At 36.1% G+C, this 22,720-nt stretch carries 23 protein-coding genes and 1 other annotated feature; of the genes, 15 read left to right on the top strand and 8 right to left on the bottom strand.

Translation table 11 applies throughout. The features are described from left to right. The first annotated feature begins 291 nt into the window (after positions 1–291). The 9 genes from GSM_RS08640 to GSM_RS08680 all read left to right on the top strand — a co-directional run bounded on the left by GSM_RS08640 (position 292) and on the right by GSM_RS08680 (position 9,363). Positions 292–1,578, top strand: coding sequence for an ABC transporter substrate-binding protein (locus GSM_RS08640; protein WP_004563403.1), 1,287 nt, complete (start codon positions 292–294; stop codon positions 1,576–1,578). Beyond that, on the top strand, positions 1,562–2,452 hold the full coding sequence (locus GSM_RS08645; protein ID WP_004563402.1) for a carbohydrate ABC transporter permease: 891 nt from the start codon (positions 1,562–1,564) through the stop codon (positions 2,450–2,452). Before GSM_RS08640 ends, GSM_RS08645 begins: the two co-directional genes overlap by 17 nt. Continuing rightward, complete coding sequence (locus GSM_RS08650; protein WP_004563401.1) at positions 2,445–3,263, top strand: carbohydrate ABC transporter permease; 819 nt, start codon at positions 2,445–2,447, stop codon at positions 3,261–3,263. Before GSM_RS08645 ends, GSM_RS08650 begins: the two co-directional genes overlap by 8 nt. 11 nt (positions 3,264–3,274) lie before the next feature. After that, positions 3,275–4,363 (top strand): ABC transporter ATP-binding protein, encoded by a 1,089-nt coding sequence (locus tag GSM_RS08655; RefSeq protein ID WP_004563400.1) that lies wholly within the window; start codon positions 3,275–3,277, stop codon positions 4,361–4,363. Positions 4,364–4,377: 14 nt separating this feature from the next. After that, a complete protein-coding gene (locus tag GSM_RS08660; protein ID WP_004563399.1) occupies positions 4,378–5,226 on the top strand; it encodes a metallophosphoesterase in 849 nt (282 codons plus the stop codon). A gap of 262 nt (positions 5,227–5,488) precedes the next feature. After that, positions 5,489–6,061: a uracil-DNA glycosylase family protein gene (locus tag GSM_RS08665; RefSeq protein WP_004563398.1), complete on the top strand. Its 573-nt coding sequence runs from the start codon at positions 5,489–5,491 to the stop codon at positions 6,059–6,061. A gap of 30 nt (positions 6,062–6,091) precedes the next feature. Beyond that, on the top strand, positions 6,092–7,111 hold the full coding sequence (locus GSM_RS08670; RefSeq protein ID WP_004563397.1) for a YhdH/YhfP family quinone oxidoreductase: 1,020 nt from the start codon (positions 6,092–6,094) through the stop codon (positions 7,109–7,111). A gap of 209 nt (positions 7,112–7,320) precedes the next feature. Further along, positions 7,321–8,895, top strand: coding sequence for an Nramp family divalent metal transporter (locus GSM_RS08675; RefSeq protein WP_004563396.1), 1,575 nt, complete (start codon positions 7,321–7,323; stop codon positions 8,893–8,895). 39 nt (positions 8,896–8,934) lie between these two features. Further along, positions 8,935–9,363: a universal stress protein gene (locus tag GSM_RS08680; protein ID WP_034541876.1), complete on the top strand. Its 429-nt coding sequence runs from the start codon at positions 8,935–8,937 to the stop codon at positions 9,361–9,363. Positions 9,364–9,612: 249 nt separating this feature from the next. Here the strand turns inward: GSM_RS08680 and GSM_RS08685 are convergent, their stop codons facing one another. The 3 genes from GSM_RS08685 to GSM_RS08695 all read right to left on the bottom strand — a co-directional run bounded on the left by GSM_RS08685 (position 9,613) and on the right by GSM_RS08695 (position 11,614). Beyond that, complete coding sequence (locus GSM_RS08685) at positions 9,613–9,954, bottom strand: ArsR/SmtB family transcription factor (protein ID WP_010078127.1); 342 nt, start codon at positions 9,952–9,954, stop codon at positions 9,613–9,615. A gap of 226 nt (positions 9,955–10,180) precedes the next feature. Next, on the bottom strand, positions 10,181–10,843 hold the full coding sequence (locus GSM_RS08690; RefSeq protein ID WP_050901469.1) for a VIT1/CCC1 transporter family protein: 663 nt from the start codon (positions 10,841–10,843) through the stop codon (positions 10,181–10,183). A gap of 90 nt (positions 10,844–10,933) precedes the next feature. After that, complete coding sequence (locus tag GSM_RS08695; RefSeq protein WP_010078129.1) at positions 10,934–11,614, bottom strand: VIT1/CCC1 transporter family protein; 681 nt, start codon at positions 11,612–11,614, stop codon at positions 10,934–10,936. A gap of 234 nt (positions 11,615–11,848) precedes the next feature. Here GSM_RS08695 and hemH point away from each other — a divergent pair, with 234 nt between their 5' ends. The 6 genes from hemH to GSM_RS08725 all read left to right on the top strand — a co-directional run bounded on the left by hemH (position 11,849) and on the right by GSM_RS08725 (position 17,102). Further along, positions 11,849–12,841 (top strand): ferrochelatase, encoded by a 993-nt coding sequence (gene hemH, locus GSM_RS08700; protein WP_010078130.1) that lies wholly within the window; start codon positions 11,849–11,851, stop codon positions 12,839–12,841. An 89-nt stretch (positions 12,842–12,930) separates the two neighbouring features. Continuing rightward, entirely contained in the window at positions 12,931–13,068 is a 138-nt protein-coding gene (locus GSM_RS15285) for a hypothetical protein (RefSeq protein WP_169790342.1), read from the top strand. Beyond that, positions 13,065–13,211: a hypothetical protein gene (locus GSM_RS15210; RefSeq protein WP_162097658.1), complete on the top strand. Its 147-nt coding sequence runs from the start codon at positions 13,065–13,067 to the stop codon at positions 13,209–13,211. The genes GSM_RS15285 and GSM_RS15210 overlap by 4 nt, the downstream gene beginning before the upstream one ends. Positions 13,212–13,581: 370 nt before the next feature. Further along, entirely contained in the window at positions 13,582–14,838 is a 1,257-nt protein-coding gene (locus GSM_RS14205; protein WP_010078132.1) for an MFS transporter, read from the top strand. 27 nt (positions 14,839–14,865) lie between these two features. Continuing rightward, positions 14,866–15,336, top strand: a complete 471-nt coding sequence (locus GSM_RS08720; RefSeq protein WP_003689157.1) for an NUDIX hydrolase — start codon at positions 14,866–14,868, stop codon at positions 15,334–15,336. 138 nt (positions 15,337–15,474) lie between these two features. Continuing rightward, positions 15,475–15,690: a binding site (T-box leader), on the top strand. Positions 15,691–15,734: 44 nt separating this feature from the next. Further along, positions 15,735–17,102: an FAD-binding oxidoreductase gene (locus GSM_RS08725; protein ID WP_003689155.1), complete on the top strand. Its 1,368-nt coding sequence runs from the start codon at positions 15,735–15,737 to the stop codon at positions 17,100–17,102. Between the two features lie 267 nt (positions 17,103–17,369). On the opposite strand, the gene argF is transcribed toward GSM_RS08725, so the two are convergent. From argF to argC, 5 genes are read right to left on the bottom strand one after another with little or no spacing between them, the layout of a single operon-like run. Next, on the bottom strand, positions 17,370–18,389 hold the full coding sequence (argF, locus tag GSM_RS08730; RefSeq protein ID WP_003689153.1) for an ornithine carbamoyltransferase: 1,020 nt from the start codon (positions 18,387–18,389) through the stop codon (positions 17,370–17,372). Positions 18,390–18,399: 10 nt separating this feature from the next. Next, positions 18,400–19,551 (bottom strand): acetylornithine transaminase, encoded by a 1,152-nt coding sequence (gene argD / locus GSM_RS08735; RefSeq protein ID WP_003689152.1) that lies wholly within the window; start codon positions 19,549–19,551, stop codon positions 18,400–18,402. Beyond that, on the bottom strand, positions 19,535–20,299 hold the full coding sequence (gene argB / locus GSM_RS08740; RefSeq protein WP_003689151.1) for an acetylglutamate kinase: 765 nt from the start codon (positions 20,297–20,299) through the stop codon (positions 19,535–19,537). The genes argD and argB overlap by 17 nt, the downstream gene beginning before the upstream one ends. Before the next feature lie 23 nt (positions 20,300–20,322). Further along, positions 20,323–21,525 (bottom strand): bifunctional glutamate N-acetyltransferase/amino-acid acetyltransferase ArgJ, encoded by a 1,203-nt coding sequence (argJ, locus tag GSM_RS08745; protein ID WP_003689150.1) that lies wholly within the window; start codon positions 21,523–21,525, stop codon positions 20,323–20,325. Positions 21,526–21,552: 27 nt separating this feature from the next. Continuing rightward, positions 21,553–22,584, bottom strand: coding sequence for an N-acetyl-gamma-glutamyl-phosphate reductase (gene argC, locus GSM_RS08750; RefSeq protein ID WP_003689149.1), 1,032 nt, complete (start codon positions 22,582–22,584; stop codon positions 21,553–21,555). Positions 22,585–22,720 lie beyond the last annotated feature (136 nt).

Consider the following 22,720-nt stretch of genomic DNA (forward strand, 5'->3'; position numbering starts at 1 on the left):
TAGAGGATATTTTGGAGCTGGGTCAAAAGTTAGATTTTGAAGAATACCCCCAAAGTTAAAGTAAAAACTTTAACTCTGGAGGTTTTTTTATTTGTCTACTAATTAATGTCTTCCAAACTATAAAAAATTTAGGTTCTACTACACGAAATTGACGCTAATTTAACATCACAATGAATTGTAATTACGAATTCACAAGCATTTTACTTATTTTTTACATTAGCGTTACCTTTTTCAAACAGAATGAATACAAACTAGGATTATCATTAACTAGTAATGAAGGGAGAGATTTAATTGAAGTTTTTAACTCTGTTTAAGAGAGCAGTTGGAGTAGTAGTTTTAATGATGGTGGCAGTATTGTTTGCCGGTTGTTCAAGTGGTAAGGCAGCCTCAAAAAAGGTTGTTCACATTTCCTACTGGCATGTTAATGCACAGACTCAAGGGGGAGCTTCCGTAGATGCGCTTGTAAAGAAGTTTAATAAAACACATAAATACATAAAGGTGACAGCAAAATATAATCCTAATATGTATCAGGGACTAATGCAGAACTTACAATCTGCACAAGCATCAGGTAAAGTACCGGATGTTGTTCAAGTTGGTTGGGCATATATGAATTATTTTGCTGATAATTTTAAATATTTAACACCAACTGATGCGCAAAGTAAGTTTGATGGCAGTAAGACTTTCATTAGTAAGAATTTTACTACCCGAACTTTGTCTTTTGCTAAGGACAGCAAAGGAAAATTGGTTGGATTGCCTTATTCGTTAAGTACACCAGTCTTGTATTATAACAAAACAATGCTTGATAAATATGGTATAAAAGCTAGCAGCCTTTCAACTTGGGAAGGTGTCAGTGCGGCAGCTAAAAAAATTAAAGAAGCAAGTGGAAACTATGGTCTTTATATCCAAGAACCAGCTGATACATGGGCACAGCAAGCTTTACAGTTAAGTAATGGTGCAAAAATCAAAGAGAATGGCAAAGCAGCGTTTGCCAGTGCTGCAGGTGTAAAAGCTTATCAATTCTACCAAGACATGGTTGTCAAAGATAAGACTGCATTACATACACCTTGGGCGCAAGGTGTCGACGATTTTGTGAATGGCAAAGTTGCGATTGCGTACACTACTGTTGCACAGGCATCTCATATTAAACAAAGCGCTAATTTTGATGTGGAAGCAATTACCTCACCTCACTTTAAGGGACATAAGGCAACTGTTCCAGTTGGAGGATCAATGCTTGCTATTACTGCACAAAGTACGGAAAAGCAAAAGGCAGCTTGGACTTTTGAAAAATATCTGTATAAGAATAGTTCTTTGGTAACTTGGAGTAAGGGAACAGGGTATCTACCACCTACTCAAAGTGCATTAAGTTCAAAAGAGTTCAAAAGTTATCTAAGTGAAAACCCAATGTTGAAACCAGCTGCTAGTCAAATCAAGACAGCAGTTGCATGGACATCATTCCCTAAGAATGGTTTACAGGCAGAACAGGCAATGATTGATGCACGTGACAAGATTTTGTCTGGCAGCAATGTGCAAGAAACATTGAAAAGTACACAGGAGAAGATCAATGAACAACAGAAATAAAAAAAATAAGGTTTTAACAATTGCTTATCTTTTTCCAACAGCGCTCATACTGTTGGTTTTTATTATTGCTCCGATAATATATACGTTCTATCTCAGTTTCTTTAATTGGAACTTAATTGCACCAACAAAAGATTTTGTGGGGTTGGAAAATTACCTCAGTATTTTTACAGACCCAGTTAATCGCAAAATTATTTTAAATACAGTTTTCTATATTCTATTATTGCTTGTCTTAAATTTTTTAGTTCCATATTTTATTTCAATAATAGTTAAATTTTTCATTAGTAAGATGCAGACAGCCTATAAAATAATCTTTTTTATTCCTAGTTTATTTTCATTGGTGGTAGGAGCGATGCTTTTTTCTTGGATTATGAATCCAGTCTCAGGACCAGTTGCTTTTTTTATGAGAAATTTGGGTCTCACCTTACCTAACTGGACTAATTCAGGAGCAATGGCCGTTGTAGTAATTTGTTTGATAACTAATTGGAAAGTCTTTGGTTACAATTTTGTCCTATTACTGACAGGTCTCGGGAGTGTACCACAAAACATTATTGATGCAACTAAGATGGATAGTATTCCCAAGTGGAGAATGATTTGGGACATTGTTTTTCCATTAAATAAAAGTATTGCCTTCTATGTTCTAATTCTGACAATTGTTCAGGGACTACAATACGTTTTTACACCGATCAGTGTTATTACTCAAGGAGGACCATATTATGGATCATCCAATGCTTTGTATCATACTTATTTGAATGCTTTCGTTCTTTACAAAACAGGGAATGCATCAGCATTAGCTATAGTTACATTTGTTATCTTTCTAGTACTTCTTTATTTGGAGATAAAATTTGTTGAAGGGAGAACGAGCAGATATGAATAAACTTAAAGAGAGTGGTTGGCATTTTCTATTGATAGTAATCTGTTTAGTTTTATTGCTACCAGTTCTTTTCATGATTTCCAATTCTTTTAAGACATTGCAAGATTCTTATCATTCTATGCTGCAACTTATTCCGACACATCCAACTTTCAGCAACTATTTGACTTTGGATAAACAAATCAACCTTTTTAGAATAGTTTGGAATACATTTTTTATGGCAACAATTGTAACATTGGGAAAAATTATTACTGGTTTATTAGCAGCATATGCATTTAAATATTTTTCATTCAAAGGCAAAAAATTTTTTTACTTTGCTTTCATTTCCACGATTTTTGTTCCGTTTACAGTAGTAATGATTCCAAACTTTTTAGTGATTTTTAAGCTTAATCTATTGAACACAGCTCTAGGGGTGGCCCTGCCGCAACTTTGTGATGCCACAGGTATTATGCTCTTTCTCAAAGCAATGGATAAAATTCCGAATAGTTTGATAGAGAGTGTGCGAATTGATGATATTCCATCATACAAGATTTTGAAGGACATTGTGGTTCCTATTTTACGACCGAATATTATCAGTATAGGAGCGATTTTCTTTATTAATTCTTGGAATGAGTATGTTTGGCCAACATTAATTTTGAAAGACAAGAATAGTTTTACATTGCCATTAGCATTACAAAACTATATTTCTAGCGAGGGGGGAACCAATTTTCCTCTAGCTATGGCATTATCAACTATTATGATTATTGTGCCATTGCTGATTTATTTGATTTTTCAACGCTATATTTTAAATAGTATTAGCAGTTCAGGATTAAAATAAGGTGGTTAATTATGAGTAATAAAGTAATTTTAGAATTAAATGATGTTACGAAAAATTATAAAAAAACTAATATAATACGTAAAATGAATTTACAAGTTAAAGAGGGGGAGTTTCTAGTAATGCTAGGTCCATCAGGTTGTGGTAAGTCGACTACTTTGCGGATGATTGCAGGGTTAGAAGCTCCAAGTACTGGGGAAATTCTAATAGATGGTCGAAATTCAGAAAAAATCTCAAGCTTTGAGCGCAACATTGCGATGGTTTTTCAAGACTATGCATTGTATCCCAATATGACGGTCTATCAAAATTTGGAATACTCATTAAAAGTGCACAAAGTTAAAAAAGAAGAACGACAAAAACGGCTGGAAGCAATTCTTGAAACACTTAATTTAACCGCATATCGTGATCGTCTACCTGGACAACTTTCTGGAGGGCAGAAGCAGCGAGTAGCACTTGGAAGAGGAATGGTTAAGCAAAGTAAGATATTTCTTTTGGATGAACCTCTTTCGAATATTGATGTACAGTTACGTGAAAAGGCACGTGACGAAATTCAAGCGTTGCATGAAAAAAACCATCAGACAATTGTTTATGTGACCCATGATCAGTTAGAGGCCATGGCTCTGGGAGATCGAATTGCAATTATCAATGACGGGATTATTCAGATGATAGATACCCCAGATAATATTTATAATCATCCAACAAATCTTTTCGTCGCACAATTTATTGGTACTCCAAAAATTAATACATTAGAAGTTACCTATGACCAAGGAAAGTTGCTTTTCAATGAAGAAGTTGTACTTTCGAATACAGAACGATTGAGAAAATTGGCTTTAGCAAGCAATCGACTTTGTTTAGGAATTAGGCCAGAACATGTAATTGTAAAGAAAGAACGGACAGATTTATTGGATTTACCTGCCCAGGTTGAAACGGTTGTTGATTATGGTCGCTATCAGCAGTTGACGTTGAATATAAAAGGAAATCAGTCCATCAAAGCAATCATCACCAATAGTGTTTTTGTTAGTGGTGATAAAGTCTATTTTTCGTTTGTTGCAGAGAAAATTTTATTATTTGATTATGAGAATAAAAAGAATCTTGAAAACTGAAGAGGGAGTTTAAAATGAATGATATAACAATTATCCAAATTTCAGATATACACTTGAGTCCAACTGGTAAGCAACCATCTTTTAACCAACAGTTGGATCCATATGTTAAATTAAATATGGTGTTTGATGATATAAAAAAAATAGCTGTGAAACCTGAATTTATTGTTCTAACAGGAGATCTTATTCATGAAGGAGTAGCAAGTGATTATGTCCATCTGAAAGAAATTCTAGCGGAAAAAGAACAACAGCTTGGAATTCCTATTCAAGTTATCTTAGGTAATCATGATAGAACCGAAGCCTTTTATGAAGGCTTTTTGCAGGAGAAACCACGAGATAAGTACTATTATAAGAAAACTTTTTCCGGTATAGATAGTTATTTTCTAGATACTACATTTGGAAATATAGAACAAGGATATCTCGATGAGAAACAATTGAAGTGGTTAAAAGAAAGTTTGCTTCAAAGTCAGGAAAGACCTGCATTGATTTTTATGCATCATCCGATAGCCGGTGCGTCATTACATTACATGCGCTTTAGTGTTTTACAAAACGGGGATGACTTATTAGAAGTATGCAATAATGGGAATGTTAAAGGAATCTTTGCAGGGCATATTCACTTTGCAACAACTTATACAACAGATAATATATTAAATGGTGTTGCAGAGTCGACAGCTTACCATATTGATTGTCGTAATCATAAAATACATTATGTTAGTGACGCAGTTGGGTATAATATTATTACACTTTCTGCAGCATGTGAAGTTGGTATTGAAAATCAACTTTTGCTTTGGAGTCCTAAAATTGTAAAGGAAATTCCAATTGAACAAACTGATTTTATAGACATGACAAAGTTAAAGAAATACTGAAATACTTTCACGAATAATTAAGCAGTTTTTTGGTAATGGAGTTTTCTGGAACATGGCTATTTGAAACAAGTGGAGGGGGCTAGGGCGAAAATTAAATTTTGACCTAGCCCTTTTGAGTCTATAAATTGATTCATACAGCAAAGAGTATCTAGCTGCTACTTTAATGACGAAAACAAATTGTAATAATGAGTTGTATCGTATAAGGTATTCTGAATTCTATTGTATAATTAATGTATAGAAATTGAGAGAGTGGGAAGTACTAATGAGTATTTATGATGATATTGTTCAAGATGAGCAGAACAAGAGTTATACTACTGCGGGACTATATCCAATTTTCTCAGTACCAAAATCGGCTAGGATATTAATTATCGGTCAGGCACCGGGAAAAAGAGTTCAAGATACTGGCATCATGTGGAACGATGCTTCTGGGGACCGGCTGCGTGAGTGGTTGGGAGTTGATAGGTCAATATTTTATGATTCTGGAAAAATTGCAGTTATTCCAATGGATTTTTATTATCCTGGGAAAGCTAAATCTGGCGATAAGCCACCAAGAAGGGGAATTGCAGAGAAATGGCATCCTAAATTGCGAGCGCAAATGCCAAATATTCAACTGACAATTCTGATAGGTGCTTATGCACAGCGATATTATTTAAATCTGGCTCCTAAGACAACAATAACAAGTACAGTTCAAAATTTTGCAGAATATTTACCTGAATTTTTCCCTATTGTCCATCCGTCGCCGCGTAATAATATTTGGTTAAAGAAAAATCCTTGGTTCTTAATAGATGTTATTCCAAAATTACAAAAGCAAATCGCAGAGATTATCCAAGTGTAGAGTAGAACTATCTCAAGGAGGAATTGAATAATGGTAGATAAGTTATTTAAGACACTGATAGTTAATAAGAGTGAGGATATGCCAAAAGTGCAGTCAGAGATGAAAAAGATAACTCTTGCTGATTTATCTGAAGGTGATGTGGTAGTAAAGATTGCGTATTCTTCATTAAATTATAAGGATGTTTTGGCTTTTCAGAATAACTCAGGGGTAATTAGAAAGTATCCTATGATTCCAGGAGTGGATTTCTGCGGAACAGTTATTGAGACGAGCAATCCTCGATTCACTACAGGTGAAAATGTGTTGTGCACTGGCTATGATGTGGGTGTCTCACACACTGGCGGCTTATCTGAATATGCAAGGGTACCTGCAGAATGGTTAATAAGATTAGACAAAAATGTGCCACTAGAATATGTTATGGCACTTGGCACCGCTGGCTTGACAGCCGCTCTTTCGGTAAATGAAATAGTTTCATTTGGGGCCAAGAGGGATTCTGAAATACTTGTTACAGGTGTTACTGGTGGTGTGGGAAGTATTGTTGTTGCCATTTTAAAGAAGTTAAAAATGAGAAATATTTCAGTTCTTGTTAGAAATAAGGACCAGCGACATAGTTATTGCAATGAGTTTAAGAATGTATACTTACGTGATGATCTTGAAACTAAGAAACTTATTGCACATCAAAAATTTGATTATGTGGTAGATTGTGTCGGAGGAACTGTTTTGGAGGCTGTATTACCTTGGGTTAGTTACAAAGGGGTAGTTACAGTATGCGGGAATATCGCTGGTAATCAGTTAAAGACTAATATGCTTCCCTTTATTTTACGCGGTATCCGATTGATGGGGATTGACTCAGTAAATATAAAACTTGAAGAAAAAGAAAAAATGTGGCAGCAGTTATTAACAGATTGGAACATCAATGGTGCATTTTCAGTGAGAATTTTTCCTTTGGATAAAGTTAAATATGTGGTTGATAACTGGGTTGAGGTAAGAAATAAAAGCAGAATTGTAATTAGTGTCCCAGATACTAAGAATGTTGAAAAAATAAGCAGATAGTATGCTTGTTTTGTTAAGTTATATGAACTTATTGCCGAGTTCTTCATATATAAATCTGCATTTTTTATAATTTTAAGTAGACGTTGGTAGAAAAAGTCACCATTGAGAAATATTTTTTATGGTTAGCCTAAAAAAAAGTTCAAATTAAGCGAACTAGGGTGTATAATACACCTTGGTTCTACTTAATAATTGAAAGGTGGTAAGTTAATTTGAGCAATAACAATACTCATGGGAAAAAGCATAAATTAGTTGAATATGCTAATGGCCCCTCGCTCGAAGAAATAAATAGTACTGTTGAAGTACCAAAAGGTAAGGGGTTCATTAGGACATTGTTTGCATACTCTGGTCCTGGAGCATTAGTTGCTGTTGGATACATGGATCCGGGTAACTGGTCAACATCTATTACTGGTGGACAAAATTTTCAGTATTTATTAATTTCCGTTATCTTAATCTCAAGTTTGATCGCGATGTTACTGCAATACATGGCTGCCAAACTTGGAATTGTGAGCCAGATGGATTTGGCACAAGCAATTCGTGCACGTACAAGTAAGTCATTAGGGATTGTTTTATGGCTCTTAACAGAGTTAGCTATTATGGCAACTGATATAGCCGAAGTTATTGGCGCTGCGATTGCCTTATATCTTCTATTCCATATACCATTAGTTATAGCTGTATTTATTACTGTTTTTGATGTTTTGTTATTATTACTTTTGACTAAGATTGGTTTTAGAAAGATTGAAGCAATTGTTGTATGTTTGATTTTTGTTATTTTATTTGTTTTTGTTTATCAAGTAGCACTTTCAAACCCATCATGGGGTGATATTTTTAAAGGCTTTATACCAACAACAAAGACATTTGCTACTTCACCCAGCGTTGGTGGACAGACACCATTAACTGGAGCACTTGGCATTATTGGAGCAACTGTTATGCCACATAATCTATATCTGCATTCAGCTGTTTCACAAACAAGAAAAATTGATCATGAGAATAACGAAGAGATTGCACAAGCTGTTAGGTTTTCTGCATGGGATTCAAATATTCAATTATCTCTTGCTTTTATTGTTAATTCACTCCTTCTAATCATGGGTGTTGCCGTATTTAAGACGGGTGCTGTAAAGGATCCTTCATTCTTTGGACTTTTTCAAGCTCTTTCTGATACTTCAACTCTAAGTAATGGACTGTTGGCTGAGGTAGCTCGCTCAGGAGTTTTATCGGTTCTGTTTGCGGTTGCCCTGTTAGCTTCAGGTCAAAATTCAACAATTACGGGAACATTAACTGGACAAGTTATCATGGAAGGCTTTGTTCATTTAAGAATGCCATTATGGTTGCGTAGATTAGTTACACGTCTTATCTCAGTTGTTCCTGTTTTGATTTGTGTTATCTTGACAAGTGGTAAGAGTGAGATTGCTGAACATGAGGCCTTGAATACATTAATGAACAATTCGCAGGTCTTCCTTGCCTTTGCCTTACCATTCTCAATGTTACCGTTATTGATGTTAACCGATAGTAATGCCGAGATGGGTAAGAGATTTAAGAATACAACTTTGATTAAAGTTCTGGGATGGATCTCTGTATTAGGATTAACGTTTCTTAACATCATTGGTTTACCTGGACAAGTAAAAGATTTCTTTGGTGATAATGCTTCGGCAACCCAATTAACAATCGCCAATTGCATTGCATATGCATTGATTGCTGGAATATTAGTATTGCTGTCATGGACGGTTTATGATCTCTACAAGGGAAATAAGGAATTTGCTGCAAAAGCAAATCTTGAGGGAGAATAACAAGATTGTTTGGTAATTGTCATGAAAGGTAGTGGCGAGATGAAAAAAATAGAAAAAATATTAGTTGGGGTTGATGACTCAGCAGATGCACTTTTAGCGTTTGACTATGCGATAGAAAGAGCAATTGCAGAAAAAGCAGAACTTATAATCACATCTGTACTTGAAAGTGATGAATTAAGTATTTTTCAAGCAATGGATAAAGATTTTATTCATGGTGAGAGATCCGCATTAGAAAAACATATTTTGGAATATCGTGATAAGGCACTTGACAGGGGGGTCAAGGATGTTAGAACGATTATTGCAGAAGGTGACGCGGGCGAATCAATTGTTAAGAAGGTTATTCCTAAGGCAAATCCTGATTTATTAATAATTGGTTCAGAATCGAAGAAGGGTATTAAGGGGCGTTTTGGTAGTCAAGCAGCATATATGGCCAAAAATGCACCAATATCAGTTTTAGTAGTCAGATAGAAATCGTAATTGTTTGAGGGAAATTTAAAGACAGGGGGGCAGGTCAAAGTTGAGGTTTGACCTGCCCCCCTGTCTTTATCTGGATAAATGTGTTTCATAAGTCAAGATTCTCCGTCTAGTTTCGAATTACTTATTGATGAGGTACTTGCTACGTTCACAAATGCACGCTAGTATCCAAATTTTACCGACTTATGTCATATCTTTTCTGATGTTTATACAGTAAAAATAACTTTTGAAGAAAGAAACAGTTTACTCACCATGCCTTTTCCCGCGAATAACGTGGTCAGCATGTGCAAGTGTTTCATTAACTACATCAAGAATATGCGGATCATCAAGCCGATAATAGTTTGACTTACCCTTCCTAGTTGCAGTTACTAGCTGATACTTGCGCAGTACTGCCAGCTGGTGGGAGACGACGGATTGCTCTATATTTAGTAATTCAACTAGGTCGCTGACATTAAGAGACTGTTGTTCTAAAATCTTTAATAGTTGAAGTCGTATGGGATTACCAAGTATTTTGAATATTTTTTGTGACTCCACGAGATGAGCGGAATCAAGTAACTGAATTTTCACTTTGCTTTTTGGATTCATCTAGCGCAGCTCCTCTTAGAATTTTATGATTATCAGGATATTTTCATTATATGATAAAATACGGCACTATATCTAGGAAATGAAGCAACTAAAAAATCTAAATTCACATCTACAAATTACTAACAACAGTTTCTGAGTAGTTCCTTATCTAGGAAAACTTCAGAGATGTTAATTGTATTAATTTGTGAGGATGTCAATTTAGATTTTTTAAAATAAGCATGAAGTTTTACAGTAAGATCCCTATGCTATAGTGAATGATCATTGTCAAAATACCAACAAGAAGATTACGCATAATTGCAATTTTAACTAGACCATTTCCTAACTTGGCACCGAGATATCCGGTTAAGGAGACCGAGACGCAAACGGCTAGGATGGTTGCTGGCCATTGAAGACCAGTTGGACATAATGTCATTGCGGCTAATGGAAAAATTCCACCTGCAGTTGCTGAAAATAGTGATGAAAAAGCAGCTGCCCAAGGGTTCATATAATGCCCCAGCTTTAAGTTATATTTAATATCAACTAGTGTTTCAAGTGGTTTTTTAGCTATCAAATCTTCAGCAATCTCTGATGCAGTTGCAGACGTAACTCCTTTTTCTTCATAGAATAAAGCAATGCGTCTTTTTTCAGTATCAAAATCATTGCTTAGTAGCAGCTTTTCTTTTGAAACTACAGACTTTTCAGTATCTTTTTGTGTACTTACTGATGCGTATTCACCAGCTGCCATTGAAAAAGCACATGCAATTAAATCGGCGAGACCAGCAATAAAAATTGTAAATTGATTTGTTGTTGCGACTGCGACACTAAACAAAACTCCAACAACGGTTAGAATTCCATCATTTGATCCAAGAACTCCGGCACGCAGAGTGTTTAACTTTTCATCAATTGTCATCTTTGATTTGTTGGTGTTCTTTTCAATGCTTTTATTAATATTCTTACTAATGCTCTTATTTTTTTTCAAAATATCTGGATTCATCTAAAATCACCTTCCTATCAGGATACCAATGCCATATGTTACAAGCATCGTTAATATACCAGAAACAGTATTGCGCATAACACTATTTCTACGATTTGAATTTCCGAGAACAGCAGCAATAAATCCCGTAATGGCAAGTGCGATCACAACGGAGATAAAAGTTGCAAACACCTTTATTGATTCGGGCAATAATGTGATTGCTAATAAAGGCAAAATTGAACCTAAGGGAAAAGATATCATTGACGATAGTGCTGCAGCATATGGACTCGTAAATTCATTGATATCAAAGCCAAAACGCTCACGTACAGATGTTAACAATGCATTTTTTTTCATCATCTCGGAAGCTGCTCTAGCAGCAAGTTCCGGCTGAATTCCCTTCGACATATATTTATTTTTGACATATGCTACTTCTCCGCTATAATTCAGCGAAAGTGCAGATTCTTGTTGAATAATTGCTTTTTTTTGTGCATCCTTCTGTGCATTTACGGATACATATTCACCCATGGCCATTGATACAGTACCGGCCAGCATACCGGCAATACCAGCTAGAAAAATAGCATAGTTGTTATCAGTTGCTCCGGCCACCCCAATAACAATACCAGCGACGGACAAAATACCATCGTTGGCCCCCATAACAGCGGCTCGCATAATGTTAATTTTTTGTGCAAGACTCCTCTTCTTCTCCAATGTTAATCCCTCCAATTGGTTTAGAATTATTCTAAACTAGTAATTATTATAGTATACATATTGAAAAATGTAAATTGATAACGAATGAGTGTTGATGTGAAAAGAAGTAATCATAAATTTTTACTTTTAATCAGTTAGTACTTATGCTAGAATTAAAAAAAATAATTGAGAATGTTTATCAATTAACTATTCTTTAGTTTTTTTATGAAAGACAGCTTAAGAAGGGTGAGAAAAATGAAAAAAGGTGTTTTATTAATTAACTTAGGAACTCCAAAAACTCCTACTCCAGCTGATGTACGTGTTTACTTAAAAAAATTTTTAAGTGATCCACGTGTGATTGATATGCCAGCATGGAAATGGAATCCAATCTTAAACTTGGCAATCTTACCACATAGGCCTGAGAAGTCCGCTAAATTATATCAGGCAATATGGTCGGAGGAACATGGCTCGCCTCTGCTTTATTACACACAACGGCAAACAGAGATGCTGCAAGAAGAATTACCAGACTATATTGTCCGTTATGCTATGAGTTATAGTGAACCCGAAATTGCACAGGTGCTCCTTGAGATGGAACAATTGGAAGTCGACAAATTGACAATTATTCCGTTATATCCGCAATATTCCACAACAACAGTTGGCTCAGTGTTAGATGATATTAATCGCTTTTATATGGGGAGAATAAAGATCCCTAGTCTAAAGATAGTCACAGACTTTTGTGATTTTGCTCCGTATATCGATGCACTGGCAGACAAAATAAAAAGGGCGATTGATGAATTTCAACCAGACAAATTATTGTTTTCTTATCATGGTATTCCTGTTAGTTATGTTGAGAAGGGTGATCCGTATGCAGAGCGGTGTAAGTTAACAACGAAACTGATAATGGAAAGATTGGGGAACGTTTCATATACTGAAACATTCCAGTCTAGATTTGGACCGGACACGTGGTTAACACCTGCGACGGATGATACATTGAGGGAATTGCCTAAAGAAGGAGTTAAACGTGTATTAGTAGTTGCTCCAAGCTTTGTTTCAGACTGTCTTGAAACACTTCATGAACTTGAGATTGAGAATAAAGAATACTTCATGCAAAGTGGTGGTACGGAGTTTAAGATGGTTCCAGCACTTAATGATGACTATTCTTTTACCCAAGTACTTAAGAGCCTTGTATTGAACCAAGATATTGGAATTGCTTCGGAATCTGATAAAAAGACTGGAAGCATACAATAGGAAGCCTTATCAATAGATTTCGAACACTATCTTACTCTATAATGTACTTAAGGGATTGCAAAGGCTTTTCTTTGTATGGGGGTGAAGGTGTGAAAAAACTAGGTTCTGGAATAGGTTTTTGGTCGAAGCTATCGCTTGTTTTGGCTCTAGCCCAATTATTAATGGCAATTTACAAAGAAATACAAGTAGCAAAAGGTGAAAAAGTCAATAATAGGAGGCAAAAATGATGGATTTAATTAAAGGATTATTTAAGTTCGTACTTGCAGTAGGTTTGATTGTCGGCGGTGTTTTAGTTGGTGGAACTATTTTTGCTTCTAAAAAGATTGATGATTTAGGTGATAAGTTACAAGAAAAAATTCATGGGAAGTAAGAACTATTCTATTAATTGAGAAGATGTAATTAGCGTATTGTGCTATGAGTACTCCAAAACAAGAGAAGAGGGCTGGGTCAAAAGTTAAATTTTGACCTGGTCCTTTTATTTATTTTCAGATAAATGTGTTTCATAAGTAAAAATTCTCCATTTAACTTCGAATTACTCATAACAAAGGACTCTTTATGTTCATAATTTCGAGTTAGTACTCAAATTTTATTGGCTCATGTTATATTCCCATTTTTAATTATATTAGGGGAAACCGTTGCTGAGTTTTTACATAAGTTTGACGTACTTTTTACAAGAATGAAACACTTAGTGTCCATTTTTTATGTAGAATCAGGTTAGTTATCCGGAAGGGAGAAAACTTTTGAAATTTACTAAGGAAGAAAAAAGCTGGATTTTATACGATTGTGCTAATTCGGCCTACTCATTGATTATTGTAACTGCAATTTTACCGGTCTACTTCAAATTTGTTGCGGGGAATGCTCATGTACCAGCAAGCGATACTACGGCATATTGGGGGTATGTGAGTTCGTTTTCTACTCTGATCATCTCGATACTTGCACCTTTTCTGGGTACATTAGGTGATTATCTTGGCAACAAAAAGCGCTTTTTTCGATATTCATTATTTATGGGTGTTATAATGACGGGAGCATTATTTTTTGTTCCTACAGATCAATGGCAGCTGTTACTTGTTGTGTATACTTTTTCACATATTGGATATCAGGCAGCAAATTTATTTTACGATGCATTCATTACGGATGTAACTAAAAATGAACGGAACAATTTAGTTTCATCCTATGGTTTTGGAATTGGTTATATTGGAAGTGCACTGCTTTTCATGGTTGCTATGCTACTAATTAATACTTCTACATTTGGTTTAATTTCTTCCACTCAGACAATCAGATTAGTTTTTATGATGACAACACTCTGGTGGCTGGGATTTTCCATCCCCATGCTGCGTAATGTCGATCAGCAGTATGGATTAGTTAAACCTCGTTCGCCCCTAAAGGAAAGCTACCATAGGATGTTGGCAACATTGAAGAAGATTCGCAACTATAAGCAAGTAACCGGTTTCATGATTGCCTATTTTTTCTTTATAGACGGTGTTGATACAATTGTAACTATGGCAACTGCATTTGGAGTTGACATGGGGGTAAAAACAAGTACACTGCTGCTTGTATTGCTAGTTCTGAATATTGTGGCTTTCCCTTGTACATTGGTTTATGGCTGGCTAGCCCAAAAATATGGAACGAAAATAATGTTGTTAGTAGCCATTGTTATTTATTTTTGTATCTGTTTTTATGCTCTTTTCATGAAAACAGTTCTTGATTTTTGGATTCTAGGACTTTTGGTAGGATCCTCTCAAGGAGGAATTCAGGCACTCAGCCGTGCGTACTTTGCACGTATCATTCCAAAAAAGCAGGCGAATGAATTTTTCGGCTTTTATAATATTTTTGGCAAATTTTCGACCGTTTTAGGTCCAGTTTTATTTTCGATAACCACTCAGTTGACTGGACATTCTCAGTTGGGTATTGCCAGTTTAGCACTGTTGTTTCTTTTAGGGGGCTTTTTCATGTTCCGTTTAAAGGAGGTGCCACTCACGCAAGATACAAGGGAGTAATGCTTTTGTATCAAGGAGGAAAAAATAATGAGTAAAGATTACATTAAAATGATCAGAGGTTTAGTTGGACATACACCGATTATTTTGAATACAGCTGCAGGTATTGTGCTTAATGATAAGCAGGAAGTTCTCTTGAATCTCAGGGCAGATACGCATAACTGGAGTTTGCCAGGTGGTTTTCTTGAATATGGTGAAACATATGCACAGGCTTGTGTTCGAGAAGTTAAAGAAGACAGTGGGCTGGATGTAAAAGTGGAGTTGATGTTAAAAACTTTTGACCGCGGAACGGTGGAGTACCCAAATGGTGATGTTGCTCAAACAATTACACAGTTGTTTTTGGTTAAACCTATTGGAGGAGCGCTGCTAGAAAATCAGACCGATGAAACATTAGGACTTGAATACTTTTCCTTTGATGAGTTGCCGGAACTGCTTAACAGACAAACTGAAGAAATGATTGCATTTGCGGGTAAATGGGTAAAAGAAAATTATGATTTATGAAACTATTAAAAATATTTGAACTTTAATTTTATCATTTGGTTGCTTACAAATGGATTCTATAAGCCAAATTCATAGTCTGATCCAGAACATATTTTTTTATAAAACCCTCTTGACTTTCAAAAATTAAAAATCCATAATTACATTAAAATCAAAAGATGAGTAAATTAATCTTGAATTAAGAGAGCTGTTGTTTTGCTGGGAAATAGTTGAAAGATTGATTGAAGATGGTCTTTGTTAAGATGATGAATTGGCGAACAAGATTAAACTGATTACGGAAATGCCCGTTATTGCATTAGAGAGGACTTAGCAATTTAAGTTTATCAAGGTGGTACCGCGGCGAGAGTCGTCCTTCATGTAAGAAGGACGACTCTTTTTATTCATAGGAAGGAAGTTAAAATATGACATTTGATATAAGCAAATTACAATTATCTACAGGAGAAATAGTGAGCGATGAAAAAATACTGGAGAACTATGGCCAGAATAAATTCACGCAAGAGATAATCACGGGGAGTAAACCTGCTGTATTGATAAATGCTAAGAGTATTGCAGATGTGCAGGAGACAGTTAGATTTGCTAACCAAGAAAAAATTGCGGTCACAGTCTATGGTGGTGGGACTTCCATTGTTAATGGCTCAGCTGGTGAAAATGGTGGAATTGTCTTGAATTTAGCAAAACTGGACAAAATTATCGAAATTAATACAGCGGATCAAACTGCCGTAGTAGAAGCTGGAGTTCTGAATGGAACTTTGGATGAAGAAGTCCGCAAACAAGGATATTTTTTTGCACCAGATCCTGGTTCAAAACCAATAAGTACAGTTGGGGGAAACATTGCAACTAATGCTGGCGGTATGAGTTCCTTAAAGTACGGAACGACAAAGCAATCAGTACTGGGATTGAAGATTGTACTGGCTGATGGAACAGTAGTAGAAACTGGTGGACGCTGCTTTAAAAATAATGCGGGATATGATCTGACAGATTTATTTGTTGGTTCGGAGGGAACGCTTGGCGTTGTAGTGGAAGCAACAGTTCGAATTTTGCCTATTCCCTTTGGTAATTCAACAACAGGTTTGGCAACATTTGCCGATATGAAGGCATTAAGTATTGCGGTTGAGAAGATATCGGCTAGTGGTTTGAACCCGTCAATGATGGAAGCATTAAATAAAACTTCAATAGAAGCACTTGATTCGCTTGAGGGAACAGATATGGGCAAAGAAGGCGCAGAAGCTTTATTGATTTTTCAATTGGATGTAACCCCAGTTGGCGCTTTAGAGGCGCTTAAGAAGACGCTGGAGCAGAATAACGCTTTGCATGTTTCAGTAACAGATGACCCTGAATATGCAAAAGAGATTGTTAAAATACGACAGGATTATTACAAAGCAGAAGCAGCTTACGGGAGACTAGTGGTCGAAGACGTTGCAGTACCACTTTCTAAGTTGCCTGAACTTGCGGAATTTGTAGATAATCTTAGTTTTACATCACCAGTAAAGGTTTTCTTAGGTGGTCATGCAGGTGATGGTAATTTCCATCCAAATATTGCAATTTCCAGAGATTTGGATACAATTCCAGAAGATGTGAAAAGCGCAATTGAGAAGATTTTTGCTTTTGCACAATCATTAGGTGGAACAATCTCAGCAGAACATGGAATTGGCGATCTCAAATATGGATGGATTGTTTCACAATTGGGCCAAGAAGTTGTTGACTTACAGCGTAAGGTTAAACAAACATTCGATCCTAATAATATTTTAAATCCTGGACGCAAGATTTAAAAAGTGGTCGTCGTTGTGATTAATAGAAAACCTTATGTATAAAATGTAGTTTTTCTGATATGTATATATAATCAGCAAGGAGCTAGGTCAAATTTTATGACCTAGCTCCTTCTATTTATTCTGGGTAAACATGTTCCATGAGCCAAAATTTTCCGTCATAGTACTTGTTGTGCTCATAATTTCGTGTTTGTACTCAAATTTTTCTGATTTATACTACATTTTTACTGGTTTACCCTGCTGAATTGTACAGGTACGTCTATAATATTTTTATTCAAAGTATTCTTCAGGAATGAACGGATGTCCTAATGTTGCAGCCATAATTGATTTGATTGCATGCATACGGTTAGCTGCTTCTTGGAATACAACCGAATTACTGCTCTTGAAGACCTCATCTGTGATCTCAAGCGACTCCAAATTGTATTGGTCCGCTAACTTTTTTCCAATGGTCGTCTTTTTATCATGAAATGCAGGTAAGCAATGCAGGATGATTGTATTCTCTTTACCAGTCTTTTCTAACAATTCACCATTTATCTGATAGGGAAGAAGCAGTTTAATTCTCTCACCGTAATCAACATCTTCGCCCATCGATACCCAAACATCCGTATAAAGGGCATCGGCATTCGCTGCTGCTTTTTGAACATCATCAGTTATCAGCAGTTCTGCACCACTTTTTTTTGCTTCTTCAAATGCTAGGTCTTGAACTTCTTTTGAAGGTTGAAGAGATCCAGGTGAGCCAATGTGAATATTTACGCCAAGGATTGCACCTGTCATCAAGAGACTATTGGCCATATTGTTGCGGCCATCGCCTACATAAGTAAGTGTCAGCCCTTTGAGTTTTCCAAAATGTTCCTTGAGTGTCATGAAATCGGCTATCATTTGTGTTGGATGCCAATCATCCGTTAAACCATTCCAGACTGGGACACCGCTTTTTGCTGCCAATTCTGTTACAATTTCTTGTGAAAAACCACGAAATTCGATTCCATCAAACATACTGCCGAGCACGACCGCAGTGTCCGCAACGGATTCTTTATTTCCAAACTGAATGTCGTTTTTACCCAAGAATTCAGGATGTGCGCCTAAATCTGTTGCAGCAACAGTGAATGCTGAACGGGTTCTCGTAGATGATTTTTCAAACAAAAGCGCAATATTTTTCCCAGCGAGATACTGATGGGAAATATTTTGCTTTTTTAATTCTTTTAAGTGAATTGCAAAATTAATTAAGAAATTAAGTTCCTTAGCAGAAAAATCGTTTTCTTTAAGGAAAGGTTTACCAAAAAAGTGATTCATATTGCGCCTCCTATAAGCTCACAGTTGCATTTTGTAGGACTTCTTTTATTTTTTTAACACCCTCCAATAATTCAGAGCTCATAATTGTCAAAGGTGGAAGAAGACGAAGAGTATTGCCTCTGGATGAAAGAGTCAGCACACCAACTTTGTGTAATTCATTGATTACCTGATTAACAGGAATAGAAGAATTAATATGGATACCAATCATTAACCCCTTGCCAGAAATTGAGTCAACACCTTCTAAAGAAGAAATTTCTTTTTCAAGGAAGTACCAGAGAAAACTAGCTTTCTGTTGGACATCGTCTAAAAAAGCATTATCTAGTGTTTCTAATACAGCACTTGCAGCACTCATTGCAAGCGGATTGCCACCAAAAGTTGAACCATGAGAGCCGGGGCCAAAAGAATCGGCTAATTCGGCTTTTCCAATCATTGCACCGACTGGAATACCATTTGCAAGGCCCTTTGCTGCAGTTATAATGTCAGGATCTAAGTCATAATTTTCATAGGCAAAGAGCTTACCTGTTCTTCCCATCCCTGTTTGAACCTCATCAATAATCAGCAATACATTAGTTTCCTTGCATTTAGCTTCGACAGCTTGCAGCCAGTCGTAATTTCCAACTACGATGCCGCCTTCTCCTTGAATTACTTCCAAGATAACAGCAGCAAATGAATTATCAATTTTTTCAATAGAATCAAAATTATTGTATGTTTCAAATTCAATATCAGATAAGAATGGACCAAATCCTTCTTTTATCTTATCGTTGCCAGTTAGCGAAAGAGAGCCATAACTTCTACCATGGAAGGAGTGATCAAAGGCCATCATTTTACTTTTCCCAGTTGCCTTACGAGCTAACTTCAATGCTGCTTCATTAGCTTCTGTTCCTGAATTACAGAAGTATACTTTTTTGTCGGCACCTTTAATTAATAATTCCGCAACGTTTTCTTGCAACTGACTCTCATAGAGATTTGAAGTGTGCCAGACTTTGTCTAACTGTGCACTCACGGCATTCTTGACTTTTTTTGAACTGTATCCCAAGTTGCAAACCCCAATTCCACTGGTTAAATCAAGATATTTTTTCCCCGTTTCGTCAAATAGAGTGACACCCTCACCTTTAACTATTTCAAAGGGAAATCTGTTATATGTTTTAAAAATAGACTGCATTTTCATTAGCTCCTTCCTGGATAATAGTTGTTCCTAAAGTAGTAAGTTGATTAGTAATTTGAACGCTTGGGACACCAAGATTTAATGCACTAAAGGCTGCTTTTATCTTTGGCTGCATTCCCATAGTTATAATTTTTTGTTCTTGTAGTTTTGCTGCAGTGCTAGGTGAGAGACTTCGGACGATTTCTCCCTCATGGAGAACTCCAGGAACATCCGTCATCAGATACAGTTTTTCTGCTTTTAGAAGGCCTGCTATCTTTGAAGCTGCGGTATCTGCATTGACATTTAGCCATTGTTGCTCATCTGTTAAAACCATTGGAGCCAAAACTGCGATATGCTTATCTAAGACCTCACTGAGTAATGTGTCGTCAACTTTATCAATTTTACCGACTAGGCCGTATTTTTTTTTGTTAAGAAAGGATCCATTCAAGATGGATTCATCCGCTGCGTTCAAACCAATCGCAGGGATTTCGGCTTTCGTTAATTTCATTAATAATTGTGGTTGTGTTTGACCTAGTAATACCATTCGTGTTAATTCAAGTGTTGCCGTATCCGTGACTCGCATACCGTCAATTTTTTTAACAGGAATCTTAAGCTTGTCAGATAATTCTGAAATTTTGCTGCCACCGCCGTGGATTATTAAAATATGTTTTTTTGCCAGCATCCACTGACGAATTTGTGAGAAAAAACTTGTGGTCAATGTTTCAATCGAATTTCCACCAATTTTAATTACAATTAAGTTCTCCATCTTGAACCCTCCTTTCCTAATGATCAACTACTGTATGTTGCATTGATTTTTACATATTTATAAGTTAAGTCACAGCCCCATGCTTGACCATCATATTGCCCATCATGTAGGTCAACAGTTAAAGTGATCACATCTTGCTTGAGGCTATCGCTGACTTCTTCTTTATCAAAATCAACGGCTAGACTTTGCTTAACGACTAAGAATTCATTGATTTTAATATCAATTGTTTCGGGATTGTATGTTGCTGGAGTTGCCCCAATGGTACTGATAATTCTTCCCCAATTAGGATCTGCTCCAAAAAGTGCTGCTTTAACAAGACTTGAGCCAACAATTGCTTTAGAAATTGCTTGTGCATCCATTTTACTTTGTGCTTCCAAGACATTTGCTTCAACTAATTTGGTTGCTCCCTCACCATCAGCAGCGATCTTTTGCGCTAATTTCTGTAAAACAAAGTGGAGTGCTTCTTTGAATACCTGATAATCTGGACTTTCATTAGTTAATGGCTCATTATTTGCCATCCCATTGGCTAGTGTAAGAACCATATCATTTGTTGAAGTATCACCATCAACTGTAATTTGATTGAAGGTAACATCGGTTAATTCGTTAAGTAATGGCTGTAAAGTATCATCGCCTACTGCAACATCTGTTGTGATAAAGGCAAGCATTGTTGCCATTTTGGGATGAATCATCCCAGATCCTTTAGCAAAGCCAGACATTTTACAAGTAATTCCTTGTATTTTGAAAGTAATACTAATGATTTTTTGTTTTGTATCGGTTGTCAAAATTGCCTTTGTAAGGTCAGTACTGGAAGTTAATGATAATCCGTCAATGCCTTTTTTGATCTTTTTCATTGGTAAACATGTCCCAATCAGTCCAGTTGAGGCAACACCTACAAGGTAAGGCTCAATATTTAATTTTTCAGCAACTAATGTCTGTTCTGTGAGAACGTCTTTTTCTCCTTGAAGTCCTGTGCAAGAATTTGCAATGGCACTATTAGCAATAATTGCTTGGAGCTTGTGGTTTTGACTGACGATCTCTTTTGTTTTAGCCGTTGGAGCTGCACAAAACTTGTTAGTTGTGTAGACTCCAGCTGCAGCAGCTGGTACTTCGGAATACAACCAGCCAAAATCTAATTTCTCATGTTTGAGACCTATATGCTTTGCATCACTATAGAATCCTGTTGGCCATTCAAAATCTGTTTCAATAAAATTATTAGTATTTATCATTTTTGATACTCCCTTTAGATTTATGTGCTAAGGAAAAACTGGTAATTGTGGTAGACCGCTAGTGGGTTCTAAGCTACAAAGAATATTGAAATTCTGAATAGCTTGTCCAGCTGCGCCTTTCATCAAATTGTCGATTACAGAAACAATGGTAATCGTATTGGTGATTGGATTGTAGTTGATTCCAATATCACAGAAGTTAGAACCGGTGACCTCTTTAATAGTTGGTAGATCATTTTCTCTGAAACGAATAAAAGGTGCATCATCATAGAATTGGTGAAAACATTCTAACAATTGTTCATTAGTGTATTTTTTAAGTGGCTTAAGATAGATTGTTGCCATAATTCCACGAGTAACAGGAATTAGAGTTGTTGAAAATTGAATAGCCGGAATATGAGAATCCCATTCATTTAATTTTTGCATAATTTCTGGAATATGCTGATGCTTATTCATTTTGTATAGCCATACATTTTCATTTATAAAATTATATTGACTACTTGAACTTAACTTTCTCCCTGAACCCGAAACACCTGATTTTGCATCAACTATAATCGAATCTTTTTGAATCATATGTTTAATGACTAAGGGTGCTAACCCGAGCAATGTAGCAGTTGCATAACATCCAGGATTGGCAATATACTTGCCAGCTTTCTCTTCCGGAAATTCAGCTAAACCATAAACAGCTTTTTCTAATAAGTCCACAGGTGCAGCTTCTTTGTGATACCACTTCTCATAGGTAGCAGGGTCTGTTAAACGAAAGTCACCTGATAAGTCAATTACCGGAAAATCGGCTGATATAAAGGGTTCCATTAAGTCTTTAGTAATTCCAGCAGGGGTCGCACAGAAAAGCAAATCATTATTTGCCATGATTTCTTTGGGGTCGAACGGCAAGATAGCTATATGAGCTGAAAAAAAAGCCGGAACTTCATTATCTAGGAAGCGAGAACTCTTGCCCCCTTCATGACCATATAGATTTATTGTTTCAACATTAGGATGCTGTGACAATAAATTATAGAGAACATTGCCGCTATATCCAGTTGCTCCTAAAATTGCGACGTGCATGAAATCACTCCTTTAAATTCATTTTTTATGAATAACAATTCATTTTGATGATGATAACTATAGCTCATTTTATTTTGCATTTCAATAGTTTTTTAATAAAAAACCAATTATTTCTTAATTTAATGAATAAATATTT

Origin of the sequence: Liquorilactobacillus mali KCTC 3596 = DSM 20444, assembly GCF_000260415.1 — a bacterium.
GTDB lineage: Bacteria > Bacillota > Bacilli > Lactobacillales > Lactobacillaceae > Liquorilactobacillus > Liquorilactobacillus mali.

Excerpts from the sequence above, each read along its gene's own strand:
- argF (WP_003689153.1), bottom strand. The coding sequence starts at position 18,389 with ATGAATCACTTTTTTGGTAAACCTTTCCTTAAAGAAAACGATTTTTCT.
- GSM_RS08725 (WP_003689155.1), top strand. The coding sequence starts at position 15,735 with ATGACATTTGATATAAGCAAATTACAATTATCTACAGGAGAAATAGTG.
- argD (WP_003689152.1), bottom strand. The coding sequence starts at position 19,551 with ATGCAGTCTATTTTTAAAACATATAACAGATTTCCCTTTGAAATAGTT.
- hemH (WP_010078130.1), top strand. The coding sequence starts at position 11,849 with ATGAAAAAAGGTGTTTTATTAATTAACTTAGGAACTCCAAAAACTCCT.
- GSM_RS08670 (WP_004563397.1), top strand. The coding sequence starts at position 6,092 with ATGGTAGATAAGTTATTTAAGACACTGATAGTTAATAAGAGTGAGGAT.
- argC (WP_003689149.1), bottom strand. The coding sequence starts at position 22,584 with ATGCACGTCGCAATTTTAGGAGCAACTGGATATAGCGGCAATGTTCTC.
- GSM_RS08660 (WP_004563399.1), top strand. The coding sequence starts at position 4,378 with ATGAATGATATAACAATTATCCAAATTTCAGATATACACTTGAGTCCA.
- GSM_RS08650 (WP_004563401.1), top strand. The coding sequence starts at position 2,445 with ATGAATAAACTTAAAGAGAGTGGTTGGCATTTTCTATTGATAGTAATC.
- GSM_RS08665 (WP_004563398.1), top strand. The coding sequence starts at position 5,489 with ATGAGTATTTATGATGATATTGTTCAAGATGAGCAGAACAAGAGTTAT.
- GSM_RS15210 (WP_162097658.1), top strand. The coding sequence starts at position 13,065 with ATGATGGATTTAATTAAAGGATTATTTAAGTTCGTACTTGCAGTAGGT.
- GSM_RS08720 (WP_003689157.1), top strand. The coding sequence starts at position 14,866 with ATGAGTAAAGATTACATTAAAATGATCAGAGGTTTAGTTGGACATACA.
- argJ (WP_003689150.1), bottom strand. The coding sequence starts at position 21,525 with ATGATAAATACTAATAATTTTATTGAAACAGATTTTGAATGGCCAACA.
- GSM_RS08680 (WP_034541876.1), top strand. The coding sequence starts at position 8,935 with ATGAAAAAAATAGAAAAAATATTAGTTGGGGTTGATGACTCAGCAGAT.
- argB (WP_003689151.1), bottom strand. The coding sequence starts at position 20,299 with ATGGAGAACTTAATTGTAATTAAAATTGGTGGAAATTCGATTGAAACA.
- GSM_RS08690 (WP_050901469.1), bottom strand. The coding sequence starts at position 10,843 with ATGACAATTGATGAAAAGTTAAACACTCTGCGTGCCGGAGTTCTTGGA.
- GSM_RS08685 (WP_010078127.1), bottom strand. The coding sequence starts at position 9,954 with ATGAATCCAAAAAGCAAAGTGAAAATTCAGTTACTTGATTCCGCTCAT.
- GSM_RS08655 (WP_004563400.1), top strand. The coding sequence starts at position 3,275 with ATGAGTAATAAAGTAATTTTAGAATTAAATGATGTTACGAAAAATTAT.
- GSM_RS08645 (WP_004563402.1), top strand. The coding sequence starts at position 1,562 with ATGAACAACAGAAATAAAAAAAATAAGGTTTTAACAATTGCTTATCTT.